Source organism: Paraburkholderia sp. 32 (genome assembly GCF_050435345.1).
In the GTDB taxonomy this organism is placed as follows: Bacteria; Pseudomonadota; Gammaproteobacteria; order Burkholderiales; family Burkholderiaceae; genus Paraburkholderia; species Paraburkholderia tuberum.
Map to the genome: position 1 here is coordinate 23,302 of NZ_JBNDKD010000002.1, position 22,932 is coordinate 46,233.

The window sequence follows — 22,932 nt, forward strand, 5'->3', positions numbered from 1 at the left end:
AGCGCAAACGCAATCACGCAACAACGCAAAGGCCGGCAAGGAGACGAGTGTGATGGAACGGACCTGCATCATTGTCGGCGCCAGCCACGCGGCGGCGCAGCTGGCGCCGAGCCTTCGGCAGGAAGGCTGGGAGGGACGCATCGTCGTGATTGGCGACGAGCCGCGTTTGCCGTATCACCGGCCGCCGCTGTCCAAGGCGTATCTGCTCGGCGATAAACAGGCGGACGATCTTCTGATTCGCGCCGCCGACGTGTACGCACGTTTCAATATCGAGTTTCGCCTCGGCGAGCGGGTCGATTCGATCGACCGGAGTGACAGGACGGTCACGCTGCGAAGCGGCGAAAAGCTGGCGTACGACAAGCTCGCGTTATGCACCGGCACTCGCGTGCGCACGGTCACTTTGCCCGGTTCGACGTTGCTGGGTGTCCATTATCTGCGCAATATCGACGATATCGATCGCATCAAGGCCGATGTGCGTGCCGGTGGCCGCGCGGTGATCGTCGGCGGCGGGTATATCGGACTCGAAACGGCGGCCGTGCTGACGAAGCTCGGCATGCACACCACGGTTCTCGAAATGGCGCCGCGCGTGCTGGCGCGCGTGACCGCTCCGCAGGTATCGGGCTTTTTCGAGCGGGTGCATCGCGAAGAGGGCGTGGACATCCGCACTGAAATCGCAGTGCGTGGTTTCGAAGGCACGTCGCGTGTCGAACAGGTCGTCTGTGAGGACGGTACGGTGTTCGCTGCCGATCTCGTGATTATCGGCGTCGGCGTGATGCCGAACGTCGAACTCGCCGCGCAGGCGAATCTCGCCACCGACAACGGCATCCTCGTCGATGCCTGCGCGCGGACCGGCGACCCCGACATCGTCGCCGCCGGCGATTGCACGATGCACCCGTCGCCGTACTACGGCTATATCCGGCTGGAATCCGTACCGAATGCCACCGAGCAGGCAAAGAGCGCGGCGGCCTCGGTGTGCGCCAAGGAGAAGCCCTACGCCGCGTTGCCCTGGTTCTGGTCGGACCAATACGACATCAAGTTGCAGATTGCCGGGCTCAACCAGGGCTATGACCAGGTCGCGGTGCGCGGCGACCTGGAAAGCGGCCGCAGCTTCTGCGCGTTCTATCTGAAGGACGGCCGTCTGATCGCGGCGGATTGCGTGAACCGTCCGCAGGAATTCATGTTCAGCAAGAAACTGATTGCCGAACAGATCGAGGTCAGCGCAGCGCAACTCGCCGACGAGGCGTTGCCGCTCAAGTCGCTGATTGAAATTGCCAAAGTTGCAGATTAATTGACTCCAGCTTTAAGAGAGGTATGCAATGCCAGTCATCAAATACGTGCAGTCGAATGGTCAGGTCGTCGAAGCCGATGTGCCGCTTGGCAGTTCGGTGATGCAGGGCGCGGTGGATCATATGGTCGAAGGTCTCGCCGCCGAGTGCGGCGGCGCGTGCAGTTGCGCGACCTGCGAGGTACACGTCGATCAGGCGTGGATGGAGATTGTCGGCGAAGCGTGCGACATCGAAAAGGACATGCTGGCCGCGTCGAGCGCGCTGCGCAGCAATAGCCGCCTGAGTTGCCAGATCGAGATCACGCCCGAGCTCGACGGCCTTGTCGTCGCGATTCCGGCTTGAGCGAGCCCTCATGGCGCTGACGGTAGGCGGGCTGATCGACTTGTTGCAGCTCAGACGGGGGACGGCTACGCGCTTTACCGGCTGGTCGCCGCTCGACGGCGCGCGACGCATCTACGGCGGTCAGATGCTCGCGCAGTCGATCATGGCGATGGGCAAAACGGTGCGGGATCCGCATCGATTGCATTCGATGCAGGGCTATTTCCTGCAACCGGGCGACGTGACCAAACCGATCACGTTCGACGTGCGGCCCATCCGCGAAGGGCGCAACTTCAGCACACGGCTTGTGCTCGCGTTGCAGGACGATCAGCCGATCTTCAGTGGTGCCGCATCGTTCCAGGCGCCCGAGGGTGACTATCAGCGGCTCGATGCGATGCCCGAGGTCGCCCCACCCGAACGGATGCAGTCCGAAGACGCGTTCTATGCGGACCAGCTTCATCTGCTGGAGAACTGCCGATCGCATGTGCCGCTGATCATGCGGCTTTTCGAACGGCGCAGCGAGCGTTGGCGCGCGTGGCTCGACCCTGGACCTTTACCGCCGGTCAATGGCATCTGGTGCAGGTTGAGGGCGCCGTGCGGCGATGATCCGCTGCTCTGCCAGGCGTTGCTGGCGTACGTGTGTGATCTCGATCTGATGAACACCGCGATGCGGCCACGCGGCCGCGGCTCGCTGGATAGAACCGTGCAGGCGGCAAGCCTCGACCACGCAATGTGGTTTCATGCGCCGGTTCGTCCGGATCGCTGGTTCTACTACGACCTGCAAGGTCCGGGCGCTACCAACAATCGCGGTCTGGGCCGCGGCGCGCTCTATCAGGACGGCTTTCTCGTCAGCACGGCGATGCAGGAGGGGCTATTGCGCGAACGTCATGAGCGACGCGAGAACCATCAGGGGAATGAAGCGTATGGGCCAGTGGGACGATAAATTCGAGCGCGCCGAACGCAAGTGGGCAAGCTGGAAAATGCAGGAATATGCGCAGACCGACCGCGTGATTGGCCGGATCATCGAAGACAAGGCACGCGGGCAACCTTACCGCGAAGTATTTCAGTTCCGCGACCGGGTCATCACGTACGAGCAGTTGAATCTGCTGGTCAATCGTGTCGCCAACGGCCTGATTGCGCTCGACATCCGCCCCGAAGACAAGGTCGCGCTGATGTTGTCGAATCGCGCGGAGTTTCTGCTTGCGTGGTTCGCGCTGAACCGGATCGGCGCGGTTTGCGTGCCAATCAATATCGCGCTCAAAGGTGCGGGCCTCGCGTATCAGATCGATCAGGCCGACTGTATTGCACTCGTTGCCGAGGAAGGCTTTTTCGAGGCGCTCGACGCGATCAGCGGCCAGTTGTCGAAGCTGCGCCATTCGATCGTGGTTGCCGATCAGCATGCGGTGCGGCTCGATGCGTGGCCGGGCGTCGAGAACTTGCGTTTCGACGATCTGCTAAGCCGCCCTGAAACCACGCCGGATATCACTGTCGACTTTAGAAGTCTCGCGACCATCTCGTATACGTCCGGCACGACGGGCTTGTCGAAAGGCGTGATGATGAGTCATCACTACTGGTACGAAATATGGTCGGAGGCGGTGCGCTATGCACGTTATACGGAAGACGATGTGCTCTACACCGGCTTGCCGTTCTTCCATACGAGCGCGCACGGCACGACGGGCCCCGCGATTCTGACCGGTGCGAAGGCGGTGCTGGTCGAGCGTTTTTCCGCGAGCCGGATGATCGATGACTGCCGGCGCTGGGGCTGCACGTCGGCGAAATATATCGGCGGGATGGTGTCGATTCTGATGAAGCAGCAGGCTTGTGCTGAAGACGGCGACAACCCGCTGCGACTGATGGTGGGCGCGGCGGCGCCAAAGCATCTCTGGCATCCATTTGAAAAGCGCTTCAATACGCGGCTGCTGGAACTCTATGGAATGACCGAGTGCAGCAGCGCGCTGGTCAATCCCTTCGACGCGCGCAAACCCGGCTCATGCGGCAAGGCGGGCACGGGCTACGACGTGCAGCTGGTCGACGATCTCGACAACGCCGTAGCACCGGGGCAGGTGGGCGAACTGGCGGTGCGTCCGCAACGTTCCTATCTGGGCACGACGGGCTACTACAAGAACCCGGAAGCCACGCTCGAACTATTCCGCAATCTATGGATTCATACGGGCGATCTCGCGACTCAGGACGAGGACGGCTATTTCTTCTTCGTCGATCGCAAGAAGCAGGCGCTCAGGCGGCGCGGCGAGAACATTTCGTCGTTCGAGGTGGAGGCTGTGATCAGCGCGCATCCAGCGGTCGTCGAAACCTGTGTGGTCGGCGTGCCTTCCGAACTCGGCGAGGACGATGTGAAGGCCGTGATCGTGCTCAAAGCGGGACACGTCGTGACGGAAGCCGAACTGATCGACTGGTGCGAGCCGCGGCTCGCTTACTTTGCGATACCACGCTATATCGCCTTTCGCGCGACGCTGCCCAAAACGCCGAGCGAGCGCGTCGAAAAATATCGGCTTCGCAATGAAGGCGTGACGGCGGATTGCTGGGATCGCGAGCAATCCGGGCGCGTCCTCAGGCGCTGATCCGTCGACTTGTCCGCGCCCGCTTCAAACCATAAGAAATCGGTCTCACGATCTCGCAAAACAGTATTGGACCCGACTGCGATTTAAGTCGAATCTTGAGTCTGAGGCTTTGCAGAACAAATGCGCAAAGCACCGACACAGAAGATCGTTCAAAACTATATCGTGAGATGAGGTGAGGCATGACGAAGAAGGTTGCAGTGGTCACGGGTTCCAATGGACTGACCGGACAGGCGATTTGCAAGGATCTGGCGGCACGGGGCTACACCGTCGTCGGGATGGATATCGCGGATTCGGGCAAGGGCGAATACGCGTACCGCAAGTGCGATGTGACCGATTACGAGCAGATCACCGCGTCGGTTGAGGCGATCGATGCCCAGTACGGCACGATTCGCGTGCTGGTGAATAACGCGGGCGTCTGGCACGGCAAGACGTTCTTCGACATCGCACCGTCCGATTATGACTTTACCTATGGCGTGAATACGCGTGCGCCGTTCTTCCTGAGCCAGGAAGTGGCGAAGCGTCTGATCAAGGCGGGCGGCGGCGGTGTGATTGTCAATCTCGCCTCGATTGTCGCGACGCTAGGCAGCGGCGTAACCGACTACGGCGGTTCGAAAGCAGCGGTGGTCAATCTCACCAAGAGTCTCGCGAAGCCGCTGGGCCCGCATGGTATCCGCGTCGCAGCCGTATCGCCGGGCACGATCAACACCGCGATGGGCGAGAAGGTGCCCAAAGAGGTGCGCGACAGACTGATCGCAAGTTCGGGGCTGCAACGCGCGGCGGAGCCGGAAGAAATTGCTTCGGCGGTGGGCTTTCTCGTCAGCGACGACGCGCGCTATGTGACGGGCGCGACGCTCGACGTCAACGGCGGATTGTGATTTTCCTCTGGAAAAAACGTTCTCACTGATCAATGTGACCGGAGGAACCATGTCTGGATGTCCTTTCAGCAAACCGGCATTTCCAATGCCACGGCAATGTCCGTTTCTGCCGCCGCAGGAGTACCGGGATTTTCAGCAGCAGCCGGGTCCCGCCAAAGTGCAGATGTGGGACGGCAAGGATGCGTGGCTGTTCACGCGTTACGACGACGTGCGGGCTGTGCTGGGCGACAACCGTTTTAGCGGTGATCCGCACGTGACCGGCTTTCCGAGCCTGTCGCCCGCAAGAAACGCGGTGCTCGATCTGGAGCCGGCCTTCATTCGCATGGACCCGCCTGAGCACGGGCGTTTCCGGCGCATGCTGACCAAGGAGTTCATGATCAAGCGCGTCAGCGCGATGCGCCCGCGTATCGAATCGATCTTCGACCGGCTACTCGACGAGCTGCTCGCGAAGGGGCCGCCCGCGAATCTGGTGGAAGATCTGTTCCTGCCGTTGACCTCTGAAGTCATCGCGGGGCTGCTCGACGTGCCCGGCAAGGATCACGGCTTCTTTCAGGAGCAGAGCCGCCTGAAGGTGCTGCTCGACGTCGACCCGGCCATTCCGAAGGCGGCCTCGGACCGCATTCTCACGTATCTCGACAAGCTCATTACCGAGCGCGCCAAAGATGCCGACAGCCGTGAAGATCTGTTGAGCCGCCTGATTGTCGAGCAGGTTCGGCCGGGGCATCTGACGCATCGCGAACTCGTGATCATGGCCGAATTGCTGCTGATGGCCGGCCACGAAACGACAGCGAACCAGATGGCCTTGGGCGTGTACAGCTTTCTGACCAACCCGGATCAGCTGGAACTATTGCGCAACGATCCTTCGCTGCTGCGTGGCGCCGTCGAGGAAATGCTGCGGTTTCACACCATCGTTCACTACAACGCGTTCCGCGTTGCGCTGGAAGATGTCGAGGTCGCGGGCCAGCTGGTCCGCAAGGGGGACGGCGTGGTCGCGCTGATTTCGGGTGCGAATCACGACGCCAGCGCGTTCGAGAATCCCGAGAAGTTCGACATTACGCGCAAGGCCGATCATCACGTGGCGTTCAGTTACGGCATCCACCAGTGTCTGGGTCAACCGATGGCGCGCGTCGAACTGCAAGTAGTGTTTGCCACGCTGTTCCAACGGATTCCGACGCTGCGATTCGCCGTGCCGCAGGATCAGATCAAGGGCAAGGGCGATCACTTCGTGCAGGGCCTCGAATCCCTGCCGGTAACCTGGTGAATTTCAATTGATCCGGTGCGTCCGGACGGAGGAGGCAGACATGTCGAAGAGCGGCTTCAAACTGCGGGTGTCCGTGAATCAGGACGTGTGCGTAGGCGCGGGATTGTGCGTGTTGTCGTCGAGCGAAGTATTCGATCAGCGCGACGAAGACGGTGTCGTCAAATTGCTGCAGACGTCGCCGGACGAGGCGCTTTACGAAAAAGTACTCGGCGCGTCGCGCAAATGTCCGTCGAAAGCGATCAAGGTCGAGAAGATCGCGGATGACGCCGTTGCGCAGGAGAGCGGGCTGTGAGTACGAGTGCGCGTTCGATCGTGATCGTCGGTGCGGGCCAGGCCGGTGTGCAGGCAGCGAGCGCGTTGCGCGCCGAAGGGTATGGCGGCGCGATTCATCTGCTTGGCGATGAACCGGGCCTTCCGTACCAGAGACCGCCGCTTTCCAAGTCTTATCTGTCGGGCAATCTCGCCGTTGAGGAGTTGCATCTGGAAACGGCGGCGTGGTTCGACGAACAGCGCGTCGAGCGATGGGGCGATACGCATGTCGAAGCAATCGAGCGGCGTTTGAAGCGCGTGAAGCTGTCCTCGGGGAAAACGCTCGATTATGACCATCTGATCCTCGCGACAGGTGCGCGCAACCGGCCACTGACCGCATTGAGCGAGCCGGTTCATGGGGTGATCTCGCTGCGCGCCGTGGCCGATGCGGCGGCACTCGCGTCGAAGTTGCGCGCGTCGCGTCGGGTCGTCGTGATCGGTGCGGGCTTTCTCGGTCTCGAGGTGGCGAGCATCGCGATTGCGCAAGGTTGCGACGTGCATGTCGTCGAGTCGGCCGACCGGCTGATGCGGCGGGCGATTTCGGTCGAGATGTCGGAGGCGAGTCTGCGGCATCATCGCGCGGCAGGCGTGGCGTTCTCGCTCAATGCGGGCGTCGATGGTTTCTGTACGGAAGATGGCGGTGTCAGGGCGGTGAAGCTCGCCGACGGCAGCCGGATCGAGGCCGACCTCGTGCTGGTCGCGATTGGTGTCGTGCCGAACAGCGAGCTTGGCCTTGCGTGCGGACTCGATATCTACAACGGCGTCATCGTCGACGAACAACTGCGCACTACTGATCACTCGATCTCCGCGATCGGCGACTGCGCGGCCTTTCCCTACGCATTCGACGGCGGCGACCAGCTGCGACTGGAGTCGGTGCAGAACGCCGTCGACCAGGCCTGCTATGTCGCGCGTCGCATCGCGGGTGCGGCCGATGCCTCACCCTACGATCAGGTGCCGGTGTTCTGGAGCGATCAGGGCGGCATGCGGCTGCAGATGGCCGGTGTCGCGCGCCGGCTCGACGCGAGCGTATTGCGCGGTGATCCTGCGAGCGGCGCGTTCTCCGTGTTCCGCTACCGCTATGACCGGCTCACCGCGGTTGAATCTTTCAACCGTCCGGCGGACCACATGGCCGCCCGGCGCCTGTTGCAGCGGCGGATCAGTCCGTCGCGGGCGCAGGCCGCGGACCTCACGTTTGATCTCAAGTCGTTGCTCGCCGCCGCGGTGACGGCCTGAGTACGCACGAACAGGCACACGGCAAACACCATGACGAAGGCTTCTCCGATACTCGACGGCATCCGCATCCTCGATATGACTTCGGTGATCTTCGGTCCTTATTGCACGGCCACGCTCGCCGAGATGGGCGCCGAGGTGATCAAGATCGAGCCGTCTTCCGGCGACGAAATCCGGCGCGTAGGACGTCCCGCGGCGACTCGCGGCATGGGGCCGGCGCATATGACGCTGAATCGCGGAAAGCGCTCGGTAGTCTGGGATCTCAAGACCCCTCGTGGGATGGCGGCGCTGGTTCGCTTATTAAAGCGCTGCGACGTATTCATTCACAACCTGCGTGGTGATGCGATCGACCGGTTGGGCCTGAACTACGAAGCCGCGAGCGCGATCCGCCCCGATCTCGTGTACGTGCATTGCTCGGGCTTCGGTGAGGGGGGACCGCTCGCCGGCAAGCCGGCGTACGACGATATCATCCAGGCCGCCTCCGGCGCGGCCAGCCTGCTGCCGCGTACCGATGGCAACCCGATGCCGCGTTTTCTGCCGATGGCGATGGCCGATAAGGTTGCCGGCCTGCATGCGACGTATGCGGTACTCGGCGCGTTGTTGCATCGGGAACGGACCGGATCGGGACAACAGGTGGAAGTGCCGATGTTCGAAAGCTTCACGCATTTCCTGCTGCAGGATCATCTGTATGGGCGCGCTTTTGTGCCGCCCAATGATCCCGCCGGCTATCCGCGACAGCTCGACCCGTTGCGTCAGCCGGTCAAATGCGCGGATGGTTATCTGTCGATTGCGCCTTATACCGACGCACGCTGGCTGCGCTTCTTCGAAATCACCGGTCACGCGGAATTCCTGCAACGTGAAGGGCTCACGACCGCGCGCGAGCGCTTCAATGGGCTGGGCAGGATGCAGACGGAACTGGCCCGGATCGTGGCCGGCAAACCGCTACGCTACTGGCTCGAACTGCTTGCGCAGCACGATATCCCCGCTGCCGAAGTCAAAAGTCTGGACGATGTATTTGACGATCCGCATCTGCGGGCGGTCGGGTTCTTCAGGCGCAAAACGCACGCGACGGAAGGCGAGTATCTGGAGATGCGCGCGCCGGTGCGCTTTCACGGCGCGGCCTCGAACGACGTGGCGGGCGCACCGTTGCTCGGCGAACACAGCGAAGCGCTCGAGCGTTGGCTTGGTGAGGAGCACTGAGTCAGGCGGCCTGCTCGATCAGCTCCGGACGCGAGGGATCGAGGAAATACTGCGGATGGCGTGCGGTCAGTTCTGCCGCGTTCGCACGCGCTGCTTCACGCCATGCGCCGAGCAAAGGCGGCACGCGATCCTTGTGCCATGCAAGCGACAACGACACGCCCGGCGTATCCGCGTTCAACGGCCGGTAGGCGACGCCGAGCGGTTGCATCAGCTGCATCACGGCCGGCACCACCGCGACGCCGACGCCCGCTGCCACGAGGCACGCGGACGTGTGCATGTCGTGGGCTTCCTTGGCGATCGTCGGCTTCAGGTTTTCGTCTTCGAAGATATCGAGAATCCGGTCGCCGTAGCCACGCTCCGTGGCCGTGCCGCGCGCTACCGCGATCAACGGCCAGTTTGCGAGTTCGCGCAGATTGACGGGGCCCGGTACGTCGTATTCGCTGCCGGCCGGCACCGCGACCACCAGCAGCTCGCGATAGAGCAGCTCGGTCACGATGTTGTGGTCATAGATATGACCACGTACCAGGCCGACTTCGATCGCGCCTTCCTTGAGTGCCGCAATCTGCTGGGAGATGGTCATCTCCTGCAAACTGACATCCGAGTCCGGTGCAAGCGATTTGAACAGGCGCAGCGTGTTCGGCAGAAAGCAGTAGATCGCGGTATAGATGGAACCGACGATCAGATGCGCGCGGGCGCCGCGTCCCGACGCGCGCACCGCCGCAATAGCAGCCGATGCCGTATTGAGCACGCGTTGCGCGTGTTCGACGAGAATCTCACCCGCCGGGGTCAACAGTACTTTGCGCTTTTCCCGCGTGAAGAGCGCGGTGCCGAGTTCGTCTTCGAGGGAAATGATTTGCGCGCTCAACGCGGGCTGCGCAATGTTCACGCGCTCGGACGCGCGAGTGAAATTCAATTCGGAAGCCACTGCCAGGAAGTATTGAAGTTGGCGCATGTTCATTTCCGCACTCCTGTATTGAGGTCGTGTCGCTAACGCCCGGCAGAGCGAGCGCGCGGCCTACCGGCCGCATATTCGCTCACGAGCGCGGGGTCGAATGCCGCGCGACCCGGATCTGTCATGTAAAGGGCCAGGCTGACCAGTCGCAGCCAGTAGGCGAGGTTCATCGTGATTTGGCAGTCGAGTGAGTTAGTGCACGCCGCGCCACGCCAGCGTGCCGGCGTCGACGCCGAACATGCTGCCGGTCGAGAACGAGGCCTCGTCCGACGCGAGAAAGCACACGAGACGGGCCACTTCTTCCGGCTGGCCCAGTCGCTTGAGCAGATGCGTGCCCCACAGGCGCGCCCGTGCCTTCTCCGGATCGGGCGCATGGGCGAGGCTGCGGCTGAGCATCGGGGTGTCGATCGCGCCGGGCACGTACGCATTGCAGCGAATACCCGCGTCGGCCAGATCGAGCGCGATGGCTTTCGTCAGCATCACGACGCCGCCCTTGCTGGCCGCGTACGCGGGCAATCCCGGATACGCCACCGTGCTCGCGACCGACGCGCCGTTGACGATGGCGGGGCCGCGGGTCGATTTGCGCAGATGAGGGGCGGCGAATTTCGCCGCCAGCCACATCGCCTTGAGATTGACGTTCATCACCGTGTCCCAGACTTCTTCCGGCAGATCTTCGATCGTCGGAGCGCGGCCGGTGAGGCCGTCGTCGGTGACACCCGCGTTATTCACCAGCACGTCGATGCCGCCCGCCTGGGCGGCTGTTTCTTCGATCATGTGACGGATCGAAGCACTGTTCGACAAATCGGTTTTGATGAACAGGGATTTCGCGGCGGCGTCCTTGACCGCCTCGGCTGCGGCTACGCCTTTGTCTTCCTGGAGATCGGCCAGAATGACCCACGCGGCGCCCTGACGGGCCGCTTCGATCGCGATCGCGCGGCCCATGCCTTGCGCCGCGCCCGTGACGATCACCACTCTGTTCGCGAGTTTGCTCATGCAATGTCTCCGTTTTTTAGTGCCCTTCAGCAGGCATTTTTTGTCCGATGCATCGCATGGATATCCATGCGTCGCCGGTTCGAGTTTCCACACGTTATCGAAACGTCGCGAGATGTTCCATAAGCAATCATCTCTTTAACTTTACGGATCGTCTCAATTGGACGCGGGGCATGATCGTCTGACGGATGCGATGGCATGCGGTCGGGGTGATGCGCGTCCGGCGCCGGGGTTGCCACTGACCGGGTCGGTTCAGGTCAGCTATACGCCGATGCGCTCGAATCATCGTTTTTTAGTATTTCCCCTATCACCTGACGGCACCATATCGTCTGCTCATCGTTCGGCGTTATCCGCGTCTTGCTGTCGAAGGCGTCGGGGCAAGGCCGCATCCATGAGTTGCAAGAGAGAGACCTATGCTGAAGGTGTGTATTTTCGGAGGTGGTGCGATCGGCGGATATATCGCGGGGCATCTCGCCCGGGCGGGACAGTGCGAGGTCAGCGTGGTGGCACGCGGCGAAACGCTTGAGGCGATTCGTAGCCAGGGACTGCGTGTGATCACCGCGTCGGAAGACTTCACGGTGCGTGTGAATGCCGTTGGAGATGCCCGGGAACTCGGCGTCCAGGACTATGTTTTCGTCACGCTGAAAACGCATCAGGTCGACGATGCACTCGAGCAGATCCGTTCGCTGATGGATGCGCGCACAGTCGTGCTGCCGCCGACCACCGGGATTCCTTATTATTTTTTTCCCGATCGTCAGATGCCCGTGCTCGATCCCGGCGCACGGCAATGGCAGGCCATTCCCCCGGCGCAGGTACTGGGCTGTGTGTACTGGATCGGTGCGCACGTGGTCGCGCCTGGTGTCGTCGCGCAGGACGGCGCGAAAGCCGGTTGCCCGCTCGGCGAGCTTGACGGCCGCCACTCGGAGCGAGCGGGCCGTCTCAGTGAATTGCTGGGCGCAAGCGGTATTCCGGCAAAGCTCAACGACAACATTCGCGCGGCAATCTGGGTGAAGTTCGTGAATAGCCTGTGCTGGAACCCGGTGGCGATGCTGACGCAGGGAACACTCGGCGAAATGCGCGACGCCGCGAACGTCGTGCTGCTCGTCAGGACGATGATGCGCGAGGCCGACGCGCTCGCGGTGGCCATGGGACTCGAAGTCGGCCCGGATCCCGACAGGCGCATCGCGCTGACGCTCAGTGCGCCGCATCACAAGATGTCCATGTTGCAGGACCTCGAAGCGGGACGCCCGCTCGAGTTGGAACCGCTGCAACGTTCACTGGAGGCCGTACGCGAACTTGCCGATATGCGCACGCCGACACTCGATACCGTTCTCGCGCTAGCCGGACTGCGCGAGGGCACCGCGTTAAATAATCTTCGTACCAGGGAGCTGCATTCATGACATCTGCGTCTAATTCCAGCACGGCCGGCGCGGCTTGTGATTTTCGTCGTCCCCTCGAAGGGGTCAAAGTGGTCGAGGCGTGTAGTTATATTTCCGGCCCGTTCTGCGCGCAGATGCTGTCCGATCTCGGCGCGGACGTGATCAAGGTCGAACCGCCGTCGGGCGATCCGTATCGAAATTTCGGTCACAGCTGGGAAGGTGTCGGCACCGTGTGGACGAATTCCAATCGCGGCAAGGATAGTGTTGTACTGGATCTGAAGTCACCAGAAGATCTGGCGAAGTTCAAGACGCTGCTGAAAGACGCGGACATCTACATCGAGAATTGGCGGCCGCATGTGTCGGCTTCGCTAGGCCTGAGTTTCGATCAGGTCAGCGCGTTGAATTCACGCATCGTCCAACTCTCTATCACCGGTTATGGACCGGACGGCGTGCTTGCGAAAGAACCCGCATTCGACGCGCTGATTCAGGGCCGCACGGGGTTGTTGAGCTATGAGGCCGCCGGCGGCGAACCGCGCGCGACCAACACGTTTCTCGCCGACAAGGTCGCCGCGGTATTCGCCGCGCAGATGGCGCTGTCCGGGCTGATTTCGCGCGACCGGTCGCAGCAGGCGGTGCATCTGGAAACGTCGATGCTCGACATCATCGCGTACTACAACTTTCCCGATATGTTCCACAACCAGACCTTCGTCGACGACACGGCGGCAGCGACACTGGCACCGCAGCCGGTGCTGGCGACGCGTGACGGTCATATGGTGCTGTCGCCGGTTTCGGGCAAACAGCTTAGCCGTACGCTGGATGCCATCGGCCACCCGGAGTGGAAGGATGAGCTCAAGCAGATCAAGGACCGCAAGCAGATGACTCACACGTTCTTCGAACGCGTGGCCGGTCCGCTGAAACTGAAGACCACCGCCGAGTGGATCGAGCGGTTTCGGGAGCTGGATGTGCCGGCAGGGCCCGTCAACGAACCTCATGCGCATTTCAGCGACCCGCAGGTGATTCACAACGAACTGTATTCGGAGCTGCAGACGCCGGGCGGCACCGTCCGTGCGATCCGTTATCCGGCTCGTTTCAATGGCCATCTGCTAAAGCCTGGCAAGCCGGCGCCATCCCTCGGCGCGGGCAATGGCGAACGACTCGCGAACTGCCAGTCTGGCGAATGAAGCAAGGCGCTTGAGCCAGTTTCCACGGGAGAGCAACGTGCCGATACTGTTAAGAGGTATCGAAGGGATCAAGGCTTACTCGGGCTTCCATCTCGGCAAGAGCAGCTGGGTCGAAGTAAGTCAGGACATGATCAATACCTTCGCGTCGGCGACCGACGACTGGGACTGGATTTCCGTCGACGAGGCCCGCGCGAGACGCGGGCCCTTCGGCAAACCCGTCGCGCAGAATACGCTGATCCTGAGCCTGATCGTGCCTTTGCTGCACGACGTGTTTGTCCTCGAGGATATCGGCGTGAATATCGTTCACGGCATCGACCGGCTGAGCTTTTCCGGAACGGTGCCGGTCGATTCGAGCGTGCGCCTCGACGTGGCGGTCAAAACCGCCAGCATGACGGGCGAGCGTGGCCATTGGGTGCTGGCTTGCAAGATGGAATGCGACGTGAGCGACACGCCCGTGCTCGAAGCGGAGCTGGTGTATTGCGTCGGGCCGGCCATGCACGAACCCGTCAGGATCGCGGCAGTGGGATGAGCCGGCCAGCGACACGCATCGCTATCACTAACAACAATCAACAATCGGAATACGGGAGACAACGATGATTCGATCCGAATCCATCGACGTGGAGCATTTTATCGAGGCGAATGGGCTGTCGGCGTTTCATGTCGTCGTGATGGCGCTATGTTTTCTCGTGGTTCTGATCGAGGGCGTGGATATCGGGCTGATCGCGTATATCGCGCCGGCAGTTCGTCACGAATGGGGATTTTCGCTCGTTGAATTGTCGCCCGTATTCGCGGCTGCTCTGGTCGGTACCGCCGTCGGCTCATTCGTTTTTGGTCCGCTTGCCGACAAATTCGGGCGGCGTCCAATCATCATCGTGTCGGTTCTGTTCTTCGGCCTGGCCGCGATGGCAACGCTGCTGTGCCACAACGTCCATCAACTTGCGCTTGCCCGTCTGATTGGCGGACTGGGATTCGGTGGAGCGGGACCTAGTGTCGTCGCGTTGATAGCCGAGTTTGCGCCGCCGAAATGGAAAATGCAGTTCGTCAGCGTGATGTTCACGGGACCGGCCCTGGGCTCGGCGCTAGGCGGGCTGATCGCGTCTCACCTCGTGCCCGCGTACGGCTGGCGGAGCATGCTGGTGCTGGGCGGCGGTGTACCGCTGCTTCTCACGCCGTTTCTGATCGCTTACCTTCCGGAGTCGATGTACTTTCTGGCAGTCAAACATCGAAATGGACAAGCGCGCATTCGCGCCATTGCGAAACCCATCGCGGCCGGACCCATTGCCGATCACTTCACGTTCGCCGTTCGTCAGGAAAGGAATCAGACGCACGTATCGATTCGAGAGTTGTTTGCGCCGCATCTGGCTTTGCGCACCTTGCTGCTCTGGATCACCGCGTTTGCGGGCAATTTCGCGCTGTATCTGCTCTGGAACTGGCTGCCGATCATCCTGACGGCGGCAGGTGGGTCGATCAAGGCGGCGTCGGTCGTGACCGCGATGCATTCGATTGGCGGGGTTTGCGGCACCTTGTGCCTCGGCTATCTGGCGGGAAGGGTGCGTTCGTCGTTTTTCTCGTTGCTGCTTACCGGAACCTATGTGCTCGCCGGAGTAACCATCATTGCGCTCGGGCAGTTCTATCCCGTCGTTTCATTAGCCGCTGGCATTACGTTCATGGTCGGATTTTTCCTAACCGGATCGAACTCCAGCGTCAACGGATTGGGCACCTTGCTATATCCGACCTCGATGCGCGCCACCGGATTGGGTTGCGTGCTGGCACTAGGCAGAATAGGCGCGATCTTCAGCACGCTGGCGGGAAGCTTCCTTCTATCCACGGGCTGGAGTTACGACCTCATCTTCAGGGCGATTGCGAGCCCGGCTTTTTTCGCAGCGGTTGGCATTGGCGCGATGTACGTTGGCGTGCGGTGGTTGACAGTCGCGGCGCAAGGTGTGCCGGAATGAGTCGACAGGCTTGCCCGATTGAATCGGGACAGTCCGGGTGCTGCGGCGCGGGAGGAGTGCGAGGGCGCGTCGCATCGATGATTTCAATCACGATGCGCGGCACTAGCTCGCGCTGAAGAACGTTCATAAAAAAAGCGCAGTTTCACTGCGCAATAACTTCAATGATCTCAATCTCACACTTCAAGAGGCGCCGGCTGGCGCTCTGTCTGGTCGCAGCGTCGGCAACCGGGCCGGCGTTGGCGCAAAGCAGCGTCACCTTATATGGGGTGCTGGACACTGCAATTGATATCTCGAACAACGGTTATGGCACGGTGACCCGCATGGGACCGGGTGGATCTGTGGGGTCCAGACTCGGATTCACGGGCAAAGAAGATCTGGGCGGTGGCTGGTCGGCAATCTTCACGTTCGAGAATGGCTTCGGTGTTAGTGACGGGGCGCTACAACAGGGTGGCCTTCTGTTCGGGCGCCAGGCTTTTCTCGGCGTGCAATCGGATCGCCTTGGGGCGCTCACGTTCGGCAGGCAATACTCGCCTGAGTGGTGGTCATTCACCCAGAACGACCCTCACAACCTGGGATTGGCGGCGGGTCTGCAAGCGTTGGCCGAAACGGTAACCGTCGGCGGAGTAAAGACAACCCGCGGCCTGTTGGGTGCTTATACGACTACGGTCCGCGTCAACAATTCGATCGTTTACACCTCGCCCACGGTTTCAGGATCATTGATCCGCTTGATGTACGGCGTGGGCGGTGTGCCGGGCAATGTGACCGCGGGGCAGACCACGGGTGCCATGTTTCAATACGCGATGTACAACCTCGAAACTCGCGCAGGTATCGTGCATATGGAGGATACCGACGGTGCGGGTGGGTACGAGGCGATCAACGCCGGCGCTGCCTATCGTTTATCGCAAGTCAAGTTTTCCTTCGATTACGAATTCGACAAAAACAGCAGTAGCTACGCTGCTGGAAAATTCACTGGTCAGGTTCAGCGCTACTCGCTGTATAACCTGGCGATGTCTTATTACCCAACGCCGGCATGTCGGATGGTGGGCGGCGTGACGAAGCTCGTCAATACTTCGGACAACCTGCCGGAATCACAGGACACTTTTATCTACTCTCTGGCTGCCTATTACTCGTTGTCGAAACGGACCACGTTATACGCAGACTACGCGCAATTGAAAAATAGAGGGGGCTCGGCGTTGTCTCTGGGCGGAGCGCTTTACACCGGAAGTATTGCCGCGCCAAACGCGACCAGCCGAACCTTTCAGGTGGGCGTGAAGACGTACTTCTGAGCGCGCGCGGGATCGATGGTATGGATCGGGCAGGTGACCGTATCCGCCCGATTGCAGAGTTTCTGCCCGGCGCAAATGGATGTGATTTTTCCAGAGCAGGGAGGCAGTGATGGAAGGTAAGATAGCGATGGGCGCCAGGGCGGCCGGGTCCGTCGCCGGTCGCGCAAACAGGTGGCGGGTGAGAGGCGTAGTGCTCGGTGCTGGACTCAATCTGTTCATGGGGACCGGCCAGGTATTACTGTTCAGCTTCGGCGTTTTCGTCAAGCCCATCGTCGCGGACACGGGATGGTCGCGATCCCAGATCAGTGCCGCGGTCCTCTGGGGGCAACTGCTGATCGCGCTGGGCGCGCCGCTGACGGGACTCGCTGTGGACCGCTATGGCGCGAGAAGGGTGGCGCGCTTCGCGGGGCCGTCGTTGGGACTCGGGGTGATGCTGATCGGCTTGCTAGCGGATAGTGCCGGGACCTTCGTGTTCCTGTTTGCCTTGAGCTTTCTCTTTGGTGCCGCCCAGGTGCCGGTGCCCTACGTGAAGGCCGTTTCGAACTGGTATCGGAGCCGGCTTGGACTCGCATTAGGGTCGGCGATGATTCTAAGCGGTGCAGGCGTCGCGTTGATTCCGCCGTTATCAGCGGCGTTGATCGGCGCGTTTGGCTGGCGGATGGCTTACGTTGCGCTCGCGGTCATCGTCTGGGTGATAAGCATTCCGTCCGTCGCCTTCCTGCTGCTCGAGCCGCCGCCTGAAGCCCCGACCAGCGAGCGAAGCCTGCGTCCGGAGAACGCTGTCGGCATGCACGGAACCTCGCTGCCTCACGCAATACGCACACGTTCGTTCTGGTTGATCGCGATCAGCTTCTATCTGATTTCGGTCGTGGTGGGCGCAGGTACGCATGTGCTGCCGATCATTCTGTCCGACGCCGGGTTTGAAGCGCAGCAAAGTTCACTCGTGATGACGGTTGTCGGCGTTGCGATGATGGTTGCGCGTTTTGGCTTCGGTGCGCTTCTCGACCGCTTCGATGCTTCCCGTCTCACCGCGCTCGTGTTCGGCGGCGCGACAATCGGCTTTGTTTGCCTCGCATCGGGTATTTCCGCGATTACGGTCGCGGCGGCCGCTGTGCTGATCGGACTGACGCTGGGCGCGGAGGTCGATGCGCTCGCCTATCTTGCTTCCCGCGAGTTCGGGCAACGCCATCTAGGCGCCGTATATGGCGCGCTGATGTTCTGCTTCAGCTTCGGTCTCGGATGCGGCCCGGCCTTGTTCGGGCTTGTTTTCAAACACACGGGCAGCTACCACGACGCCTTCTGGCTGGCCGTCATCGCGGCTGGCGTCGCGACCCTGACCGTTCTCGCGGTGGCGAGCCGCGACCCGGCGAGCTCGTGCGGCGGCAACGCTGAATGACGAGAAGCGATTCCATCCCGCAGCTGACTTGCCGGGCGACTTCCTGTTCGAGGACATGACATGAAAAATCGTTATCCCGCTGCGTTCATCCGTGGCGGCACCAGTAAGGCTATTGTTTTCCATTCCAAAGATCTCCCGCCCGACCGCGCGGCATGGGATGAGATCTTTCTTCGCACGATGGGCGCGCCGGATCCTTATGGACGGCAACTCAACGGCATGGGCGGCGGTGTCTCGTCATTGTCGAAGGTATGCGTGGTCGGGCCGCCCAGCGTCGCCGATGCGGATGTCGACTACACGTTCGCGCAGGTCCAGATCCACGAGGCGGTGGTGGATTACAATGGTAACTGCGGAAACATGTCGGCGGCAATCGGCCCGTTTGCAGTCGATGAAAATCTCGTGGACGCTGCTCGCGATGGGCTGGCCCGCGTGAGGATTCACAACACGAATACCGGCAAGATCATTCATTCGAGCTTTCAGGTCGCAAACGGACGCAGCGTCGAGAGCGGTGATTTGTCCATTTCGGGCGTGTCTGGAACCGGGGCGCCTATCCGTCTCGACTTCGTGAGTCCTGGTGGAGCATCCACCGGCAAGCTATTGCCGACCGGCAACGTTATCGACAGCGTGTTCATACCGGGTGAGGGAGCGTTCAAAGTTTCGATGATCGACGCGGCGAATGCGTGTGTGTTCGTCGAGGCGTCGGCGGTAGGCTTGTCAGGTACCGAGTCCGCGGAGGAACTCGCCACGCGTCGAGAGGCGATGGCGTTGCTGGGCGAGTTGAGACGGCATGCGTCGGTTGCGATGGGTATCGCGTCCGGCCTCGATGCCGCGGACCTGATCCGCACGGTTCCGTTCATCGCGATCGTCGCCGCCCCGACGGAGACAATCGCCAGCGACGGAAGCAGGATTGATGCGAGCGACGCCGACCTCGTCGTACGGATGCTGTCGAGCGGACAACCCCATAAGGCGTTGCCGCTCACGGCTTCGTTGTGCACGGCTGTTGCGATGCAGATTGGCGGCAGCATCCCCAACCGCCTTGCGGATCCGCGGCGCAACGCCAGCGCATTGCGGCTGGCGATGCCCTCGGGCGTGCTGACGGTGGCGGCCGATGTCCGTTATGGAGAGGAGGGCTGGCGTGCCGAATCAGGCGCGTTTTACCGAACCTCCCGCCGATTGTTCGATGGTTACGTGTACGCCTGAGGCACGGCCTCGGATTTTCTAGCGGGGGTTTTGTCGCATTAACGCGGTCAAGTAAAATCCGTGGACCGCAACGCATGATAAGCATCATGGCAAAGACGCAAACGCCGCGCAAGACGCTGCCCGCTGGCATTGGCAAGGTACTGAAGCGGCTGCACTACCCGTTGGACGTGATCCTGCTGTGCGTGCGGTGGTACGTGGCGTACTCACTGAGCCTACGTAACCTCGAGGAAATGATGGCCGAGCGGGGTATCGAGGTGGATCATTCGAGCGTGCACCGGTGGGTTATTAAGCTGCTGCCGGTGCTTGAAAAAGCATTCCGCAAACGCAAACGGCCTGTGGGCAAGAGCTGGCGGGTCGATGAGACCTACGTCAAGGTCAAAGGCCAATGGAAATACTTGTACCGTGCTGTCGACAAGACAGGTAATACGGTGGATTTCCTGCTGCGCGCCCATCGGGACAAGGCCGCGGCGCGCCGCTACTTCGAGAAGGCGATTGAACAGAACGGCGAGCCCGAGACAATCACCGTGGACAGGAGTGGCGCGAATCTGGCTGCGCTTGAAGCGCTCAATGCCGAGCGTTTAACACCGATCAAGGTCCGTCAAAACAAATACCTGAACAACGTCGTCGAGCAGGATCACCGTGCCATCAAACGCATCATCAAACCGATGCTGGGGTTCAAGGATTTCCGCTGTGCGCGCATCATCCTGTCTGGCATAGAAATCGCACACATGATCCGCAAGGGGCAGATGTGTGACGATGGCGTCGCCCCGACTGCAGCCGAACAATTCTACTCGTTGGTAGCGTGAGTAGTACTACCGATATCACGCTTTGCTCAAGCTGTAATCGTTAGCGCGACAGAACCACCGATCGACTCAAGGCCGCGCCCCGAGCGCCTGATAGAGCGCGGCGGTATCGGCATAACGCTGCGCGGCGGCTTTGGTGCGATCGAGTCCGGTCTGCAATTCCTGACGCTGCGTATCGAGCAGTGTCAATTGACTGATGCCGCCCGCCGCATACCGCTGGCTGGCGATCCCTGCGCTGTGCTGTGCGCTGCGCTGCGCGGCGTCGAGTGCCTGTAATGCAATCGCGTCCTGATCGAGCGCGCGCAGCGCGTCGGCGACCTGTTGCAGTCCCTGCAGCACGGTTTGCTTGTAGACGGCGAGCGCCGCTTGCCAGGCCGCCTCCGACGAGCGCTTGCGCGCCAGCAGTTCACCGCCGTGGAACAGCGGCTGCGTGAGACCCGCACCGAAATTCCACACGTTGAAGCCCGTCAGCAGATCGGACACGTTGACGCGTTCGGTCGCCGCGCTGCCCGACAGCGTGATGCGCGGATACAGGTTCGCGGTCGCGACGCCGATGTTCGCGCTCGCCTGATGCAACAGCGCCTCGGACGCGCGAATGTCGGGCCGCTGCCGCGCGAGCGTCGACGGCAAGGTCAGCGGCAGGTCCGCCGGTAGCACGAGCGTATCCAGGTCGAGCGCGGCGAGGTTGTGGGTGGTGGCCAATTCCGCCGGCGCGCGTCCCAGATAGATCGCGAGTTGATGATCGGTCTGCGCAAGCTGCGTACGCAATGGCGGTAATGTCGCGCGGGTTTGCTGCACGAGCGTGCGCTGGCTCAGCAGATCGACCTCGGAGATGCCGCCCGCGCCATAGCGGCGTTCGGCGATATCGAGTTGCTGCATCTGGTTGGCGAGCAGCGCTTCGGTGAGGGCGATCTGCCGCGCAAGCGACGCGCGCCGGATCGCCGCCGTCACGACGTTGCCCGCGACCGTCAAACGCGCGGCTTCGAGTTCGTATTGCTGATAGTCGACCTGCGCGGCCACCGCTTCGAGCGCGCGACGATTCGCACCGAACAGATCGAGCGTGTACGACACCGTGACCTGTGCGCTGTACAGCGTGAACGGCGCAAACGCGCGGCCCTGCGTCAGCTGACCGAAGCCGAGCGCCTCGGGATCGATTTTCTCGCGCGTGGTCGACAGGTTCGCATCGACTTGCGGCCATAGCGTGCCGCCCGCCTGCGCGCGATAGTCCTGCTGCGCTTCGTCGAGTTTCGCGCGGGCTTGCGCGAGAGTCGGGCTATCGTCGAGCGCCTGCTGCACGAGCGCGTCCAGCGCCGGCGAGCCGAAAGCGCGCCACCAGCCGTCGCCGGGTACGTCTGTCGGCACGAAGTGTTGCGCGGCGCCGCCGGGACCATCGGCTGCGACGGTGCTCGCCGCAAGCGGCGCGGCGGTATAGCTCGACACGCTGGTCACCTCGGGTCGATGGAAATCCGGGCCGACGCTGCACGCGCACAATGCCGCGCTTGCGCAGAAGCCGGCCAGCCGGCGCATGGCGCAACGCTGGGACCAACAAGCCGCGCGATGAAAAACCGCGTCACGAAAGCCAGGAGCGGAACACATTGCAGGCCTTCCTCAATCGAGCGTGCGCCGATAGAACTTCACGGCGATACCCATGACGACCAACAGAAAGATCAGCAGCGGCCATACATGCGGCCACATGTCGGCCCAACCGACACCCTTGAGCAGAATGCCGCGCACCAGCCGGTTGAAGTAGGTGAGCGGCAACAGGTTGCCGATGTACTGCGCCCACTTCGGCATGCCCGCGAACGGAAACATGAAACCCGACAGCAGGATGTTGGGCAGAAAATAGAACATCGTCAGTTGCATGGCCTGCAACTGGTTCTGCGCGAGCGACGACAGCGTAATGCCGATCGTCAGATTGGCCGCGACGAACAATAGAGCGGACAGATACAGCGCGATCAGACTGCCTTCGAACGGCACGTTGAACACGAAGCGCGCCGCCGCGAGAATGATGCTGACCTGCACCAGGCCGATCGCCACGTAAGGCACGATCTTGCCGGTCATCACTTCGAGCGGCAGTACCGGTGTGGCGAGCAGATTTTCCATCGTGCCGCGCTCGCGTTCACGCGTGATCGCGAGGCCCGTCATCATCACCATCGTCATCGTCAGGATCACGCCCATCAGGCCGGGCACCACGTTGTACTGGGTCAGGCTTTCGGGGTTGTAGAGCCGGTGCAATTGAACGTCGAAAGCGGCCGGGCCAACCGCGAGCGTCGACAGCGGACCCGTGAGGTCCTTCTGCAACACCGACTGCGCGATCGACGGCAGCGCGCCGAGCGCGGTGCCCACCGCGGTGGGGTCCGTCGCGTCGGCTTCGACGAGCAGCGATGGCCGCGCGCCCTTGGCCAGATCGCGCGTGAAGCCGACGGGGATATTCAGCACGAACAGCACCTTGCCCTGCGCGAGCGCGCGGCGACCGGATTCTTCGTCGGGCAGCGTCGATACGATGTCGAAGTAATCGGAGTTGCGCATTGCCATCAGGAAACTGCGCGTGAACTCGCTGTGATCGGCGGCGATGACGGCGGTCGGCAGATGCTTGGGGTCGGTATTGATCGCGAAGCCGAACAGCGCCATCTGCATGATCGGCAGCACGATCATCATCGCAAACGTGATGCGGTCGCGCTTCAGTTGCAAAAACTCCTTGCGCACGACGCTCCACCAACGCATCAGCGAAAAGC

At 61.7% G+C, this 22,932-nt stretch carries 21 protein-coding genes; 17 read left to right on the top strand and 4 right to left on the bottom strand.

Features of this window, described 5'->3' with window-relative positions:
- Positions 1-52: 52 nt before the first annotated feature.
- From OKW26_RS15425 to OKW26_RS15465, 9 genes are all read left to right on the top strand, one after another.
- Complete coding sequence (locus tag OKW26_RS15425; protein ID WP_429354276.1) at positions 53-1,288, top strand: NAD(P)/FAD-dependent oxidoreductase; 1,236 nt, start codon at positions 53-55, stop codon at positions 1,286-1,288.
- Between the two features lie 28 nt (positions 1,289-1,316).
- On the top strand, positions 1,317-1,628 hold the full coding sequence (locus OKW26_RS15430; RefSeq protein WP_429354277.1) for a 2Fe-2S iron-sulfur cluster-binding protein: 312 nt from the start codon (positions 1,317-1,319) through the stop codon (positions 1,626-1,628).
- A gap of 10 nt (positions 1,629-1,638) precedes the next feature.
- Positions 1,639-2,547, top strand: coding sequence for an acyl-CoA thioesterase (locus tag OKW26_RS15435; RefSeq protein WP_429354278.1), 909 nt, complete (start codon positions 1,639-1,641; stop codon positions 2,545-2,547).
- Entirely contained in the window at positions 2,492-4,183 is a 1,692-nt protein-coding gene (locus OKW26_RS15440; RefSeq protein WP_429354279.1) for an AMP-binding protein, read from the top strand. Before OKW26_RS15435 ends, OKW26_RS15440 begins: the two co-directional genes overlap by 56 nt.
- A gap of 179 nt (positions 4,184-4,362) precedes the next feature.
- Positions 4,363-5,058 (top strand): SDR family NAD(P)-dependent oxidoreductase, encoded by a 696-nt coding sequence (locus OKW26_RS15445; protein WP_429354280.1) that lies wholly within the window; start codon positions 4,363-4,365, stop codon positions 5,056-5,058.
- An 85-nt stretch (positions 5,059-5,143) separates the two neighbouring features.
- Complete coding sequence (locus tag OKW26_RS15450; RefSeq protein WP_429354281.1) at positions 5,144-6,319, top strand: cytochrome P450; 1,176 nt, start codon at positions 5,144-5,146, stop codon at positions 6,317-6,319.
- Between the two features lie 40 nt (positions 6,320-6,359).
- Positions 6,360-6,611 carry a ferredoxin gene (locus tag OKW26_RS15455; protein ID WP_429354282.1) on the top strand — a complete coding sequence of 84 codons (252 nt, stop codon included), beginning with the start codon at positions 6,360-6,362 and terminating at the stop codon, positions 6,609-6,611.
- Entirely contained in the window at positions 6,608-7,861 is a 1,254-nt protein-coding gene (locus OKW26_RS15460) for an NAD(P)/FAD-dependent oxidoreductase (RefSeq protein ID WP_429354283.1), read from the top strand. The genes OKW26_RS15455 and OKW26_RS15460 overlap by 4 nt, the downstream gene beginning before the upstream one ends.
- Positions 7,862-7,891: 30 nt before the next feature.
- Positions 7,892-9,058, top strand: coding sequence for a CaiB/BaiF CoA transferase family protein (locus OKW26_RS15465; RefSeq protein WP_429354284.1), 1,167 nt, complete (start codon positions 7,892-7,894; stop codon positions 9,056-9,058).
- Position 9,059: 1 nt separating this feature from the next.
- Here OKW26_RS15465 and OKW26_RS15470 read toward each other — a convergent pair whose 3' ends face one another.
- Both OKW26_RS15470 and OKW26_RS15475 read right to left on the bottom strand, forming a co-directional pair.
- Positions 9,060-10,010 (bottom strand): LysR substrate-binding domain-containing protein, encoded by a 951-nt coding sequence (locus OKW26_RS15470; RefSeq protein ID WP_429354285.1) that lies wholly within the window; start codon positions 10,008-10,010, stop codon positions 9,060-9,062.
- A 192-nt stretch (positions 10,011-10,202) separates the two neighbouring features.
- Entirely contained in the window at positions 10,203-11,003 is an 801-nt protein-coding gene (locus OKW26_RS15475; protein ID WP_429354286.1) for an SDR family NAD(P)-dependent oxidoreductase, read from the bottom strand.
- Between the two features lie 410 nt (positions 11,004-11,413).
- Between OKW26_RS15475 and OKW26_RS15480 the strand changes: the two genes are divergently transcribed.
- The 8 genes from OKW26_RS15480 (at position 11,414) to OKW26_RS15515 (ending at position 20,200) form a co-directional block, all read left to right on the top strand.
- On the top strand, positions 11,414-12,400 hold the full coding sequence (locus tag OKW26_RS15480) for a ketopantoate reductase family protein (RefSeq protein ID WP_429354287.1): 987 nt from the start codon (positions 11,414-11,416) through the stop codon (positions 12,398-12,400).
- Positions 12,397-13,560 (top strand): CaiB/BaiF CoA transferase family protein, encoded by a 1,164-nt coding sequence (locus OKW26_RS15485; RefSeq protein ID WP_429354288.1) that lies wholly within the window; start codon positions 12,397-12,399, stop codon positions 13,558-13,560. The genes OKW26_RS15480 and OKW26_RS15485 overlap by 4 nt, the downstream gene beginning before the upstream one ends.
- Positions 13,561-13,597: 37 nt before the next feature.
- Positions 13,598-14,089: a MaoC/PaaZ C-terminal domain-containing protein gene (locus OKW26_RS15490; protein ID WP_429354289.1), complete on the top strand. Its 492-nt coding sequence runs from the start codon at positions 13,598-13,600 to the stop codon at positions 14,087-14,089.
- 64 nt (positions 14,090-14,153) lie between these two features.
- The gene (locus OKW26_RS15495) at positions 14,154-15,515 is read left to right on the top strand and encodes an MFS transporter (protein WP_429354290.1); all 1,362 of its coding nucleotides are present in this window, start codon (positions 14,154-14,156) and stop codon (positions 15,513-15,515) included.
- 161 nt (positions 15,516-15,676) lie between these two features.
- Positions 15,677-16,801: a porin gene (locus OKW26_RS15500; RefSeq protein WP_429354291.1), complete on the top strand. Its 1,125-nt coding sequence runs from the start codon at positions 15,677-15,679 to the stop codon at positions 16,799-16,801.
- 109 nt (positions 16,802-16,910) lie between these two features.
- Positions 16,911-18,197, top strand: a complete 1,287-nt coding sequence (locus tag OKW26_RS15505; RefSeq protein WP_429354292.1) for an MFS transporter — start codon at positions 16,911-16,913, stop codon at positions 18,195-18,197.
- A gap of 60 nt (positions 18,198-18,257) precedes the next feature.
- Complete coding sequence (locus tag OKW26_RS15510; protein ID WP_429354293.1) at positions 18,258-19,394, top strand: 2-methylaconitate cis-trans isomerase PrpF family protein; 1,137 nt, start codon at positions 18,258-18,260, stop codon at positions 19,392-19,394.
- A gap of 74 nt (positions 19,395-19,468) precedes the next feature.
- The gene (locus OKW26_RS15515) at positions 19,469-20,200 is read left to right on the top strand and encodes an IS6 family transposase (protein WP_429354294.1); all 732 of its coding nucleotides are present in this window, start codon (positions 19,469-19,471) and stop codon (positions 20,198-20,200) included.
- Positions 20,201-20,266: 66 nt separating this feature from the next.
- Here OKW26_RS15515 and OKW26_RS15520 read toward each other — a convergent pair whose 3' ends face one another.
- Positions 20,267-21,793 carry an efflux transporter outer membrane subunit gene (locus OKW26_RS15520; protein WP_429354295.1) on the bottom strand — a complete coding sequence of 509 codons (1,527 nt, stop codon included), beginning with the start codon at positions 21,791-21,793 and terminating at the stop codon, positions 20,267-20,269.
- A gap of 12 nt (positions 21,794-21,805) precedes the next feature.
- On the bottom strand, positions 21,806-22,921 hold the full coding sequence (locus OKW26_RS15525; RefSeq protein ID WP_429355226.1) for an ABC transporter permease: 1,116 nt from the start codon (positions 22,919-22,921) through the stop codon (positions 21,806-21,808).
- Between the last annotated feature and the right edge of the window lie 11 nt (positions 22,922-22,932).

Bases quoted from the DNA above. Each gene is read 5' to 3' on its own strand.
- OKW26_RS15425 (WP_429354276.1), top strand. From the start codon at position 53: ATGGAACGGACCTGCATCATTGTCGGCGCCAGCCACGCGGCGGCGCAG.
- OKW26_RS15430 (WP_429354277.1), top strand. From the start codon at position 1,317: ATGCCAGTCATCAAATACGTGCAGTCGAATGGTCAGGTCGTCGAAGCC.
- OKW26_RS15435 (WP_429354278.1), top strand. From the start codon at position 1,639: ATGGCGCTGACGGTAGGCGGGCTGATCGACTTGTTGCAGCTCAGACGG.
- OKW26_RS15440 (WP_429354279.1), top strand. From the start codon at position 2,492: ATGAGCGACGCGAGAACCATCAGGGGAATGAAGCGTATGGGCCAGTGG.
- OKW26_RS15445 (WP_429354280.1), top strand. From the start codon at position 4,363: ATGACGAAGAAGGTTGCAGTGGTCACGGGTTCCAATGGACTGACCGGA.
- OKW26_RS15450 (WP_429354281.1), top strand. From the start codon at position 5,144: ATGCCACGGCAATGTCCGTTTCTGCCGCCGCAGGAGTACCGGGATTTT.
- OKW26_RS15455 (WP_429354282.1), top strand. From the start codon at position 6,360: ATGTCGAAGAGCGGCTTCAAACTGCGGGTGTCCGTGAATCAGGACGTG.
- OKW26_RS15465 (WP_429354284.1), top strand. From the start codon at position 7,892: ATGACGAAGGCTTCTCCGATACTCGACGGCATCCGCATCCTCGATATG.
- OKW26_RS15470 (WP_429354285.1), bottom strand. From the start codon at position 10,010: ATGCGCCAACTTCAATACTTCCTGGCAGTGGCTTCCGAATTGAATTTC.
- OKW26_RS15475 (WP_429354286.1), bottom strand. From the start codon at position 11,003: ATGAGCAAACTCGCGAACAGAGTGGTGATCGTCACGGGCGCGGCGCAA.
- OKW26_RS15480 (WP_429354287.1), top strand. From the start codon at position 11,414: ATGCTGAAGGTGTGTATTTTCGGAGGTGGTGCGATCGGCGGATATATC.
- OKW26_RS15485 (WP_429354288.1), top strand. From the start codon at position 12,397: ATGACATCTGCGTCTAATTCCAGCACGGCCGGCGCGGCTTGTGATTTT.
- OKW26_RS15495 (WP_429354290.1), top strand. From the start codon at position 14,154: ATGATTCGATCCGAATCCATCGACGTGGAGCATTTTATCGAGGCGAAT.
- OKW26_RS15500 (WP_429354291.1), top strand. From the start codon at position 15,677: ATGATCTCAATCTCACACTTCAAGAGGCGCCGGCTGGCGCTCTGTCTG.
- OKW26_RS15505 (WP_429354292.1), top strand. From the start codon at position 16,911: ATGGAAGGTAAGATAGCGATGGGCGCCAGGGCGGCCGGGTCCGTCGCC.
- OKW26_RS15510 (WP_429354293.1), top strand. From the start codon at position 18,258: ATGAAAAATCGTTATCCCGCTGCGTTCATCCGTGGCGGCACCAGTAAG.
- OKW26_RS15515 (WP_429354294.1), top strand. From the start codon at position 19,469: ATGATAAGCATCATGGCAAAGACGCAAACGCCGCGCAAGACGCTGCCC.
- OKW26_RS15520 (WP_429354295.1), bottom strand. From the start codon at position 21,793: ATGTGTTCCGCTCCTGGCTTTCGTGACGCGGTTTTTCATCGCGCGGCT.
- OKW26_RS15525 (WP_429355226.1), bottom strand. From the start codon at position 22,921: ATGCGTTGGTGGAGCGTCGTGCGCAAGGAGTTTTTGCAACTGAAGCGC.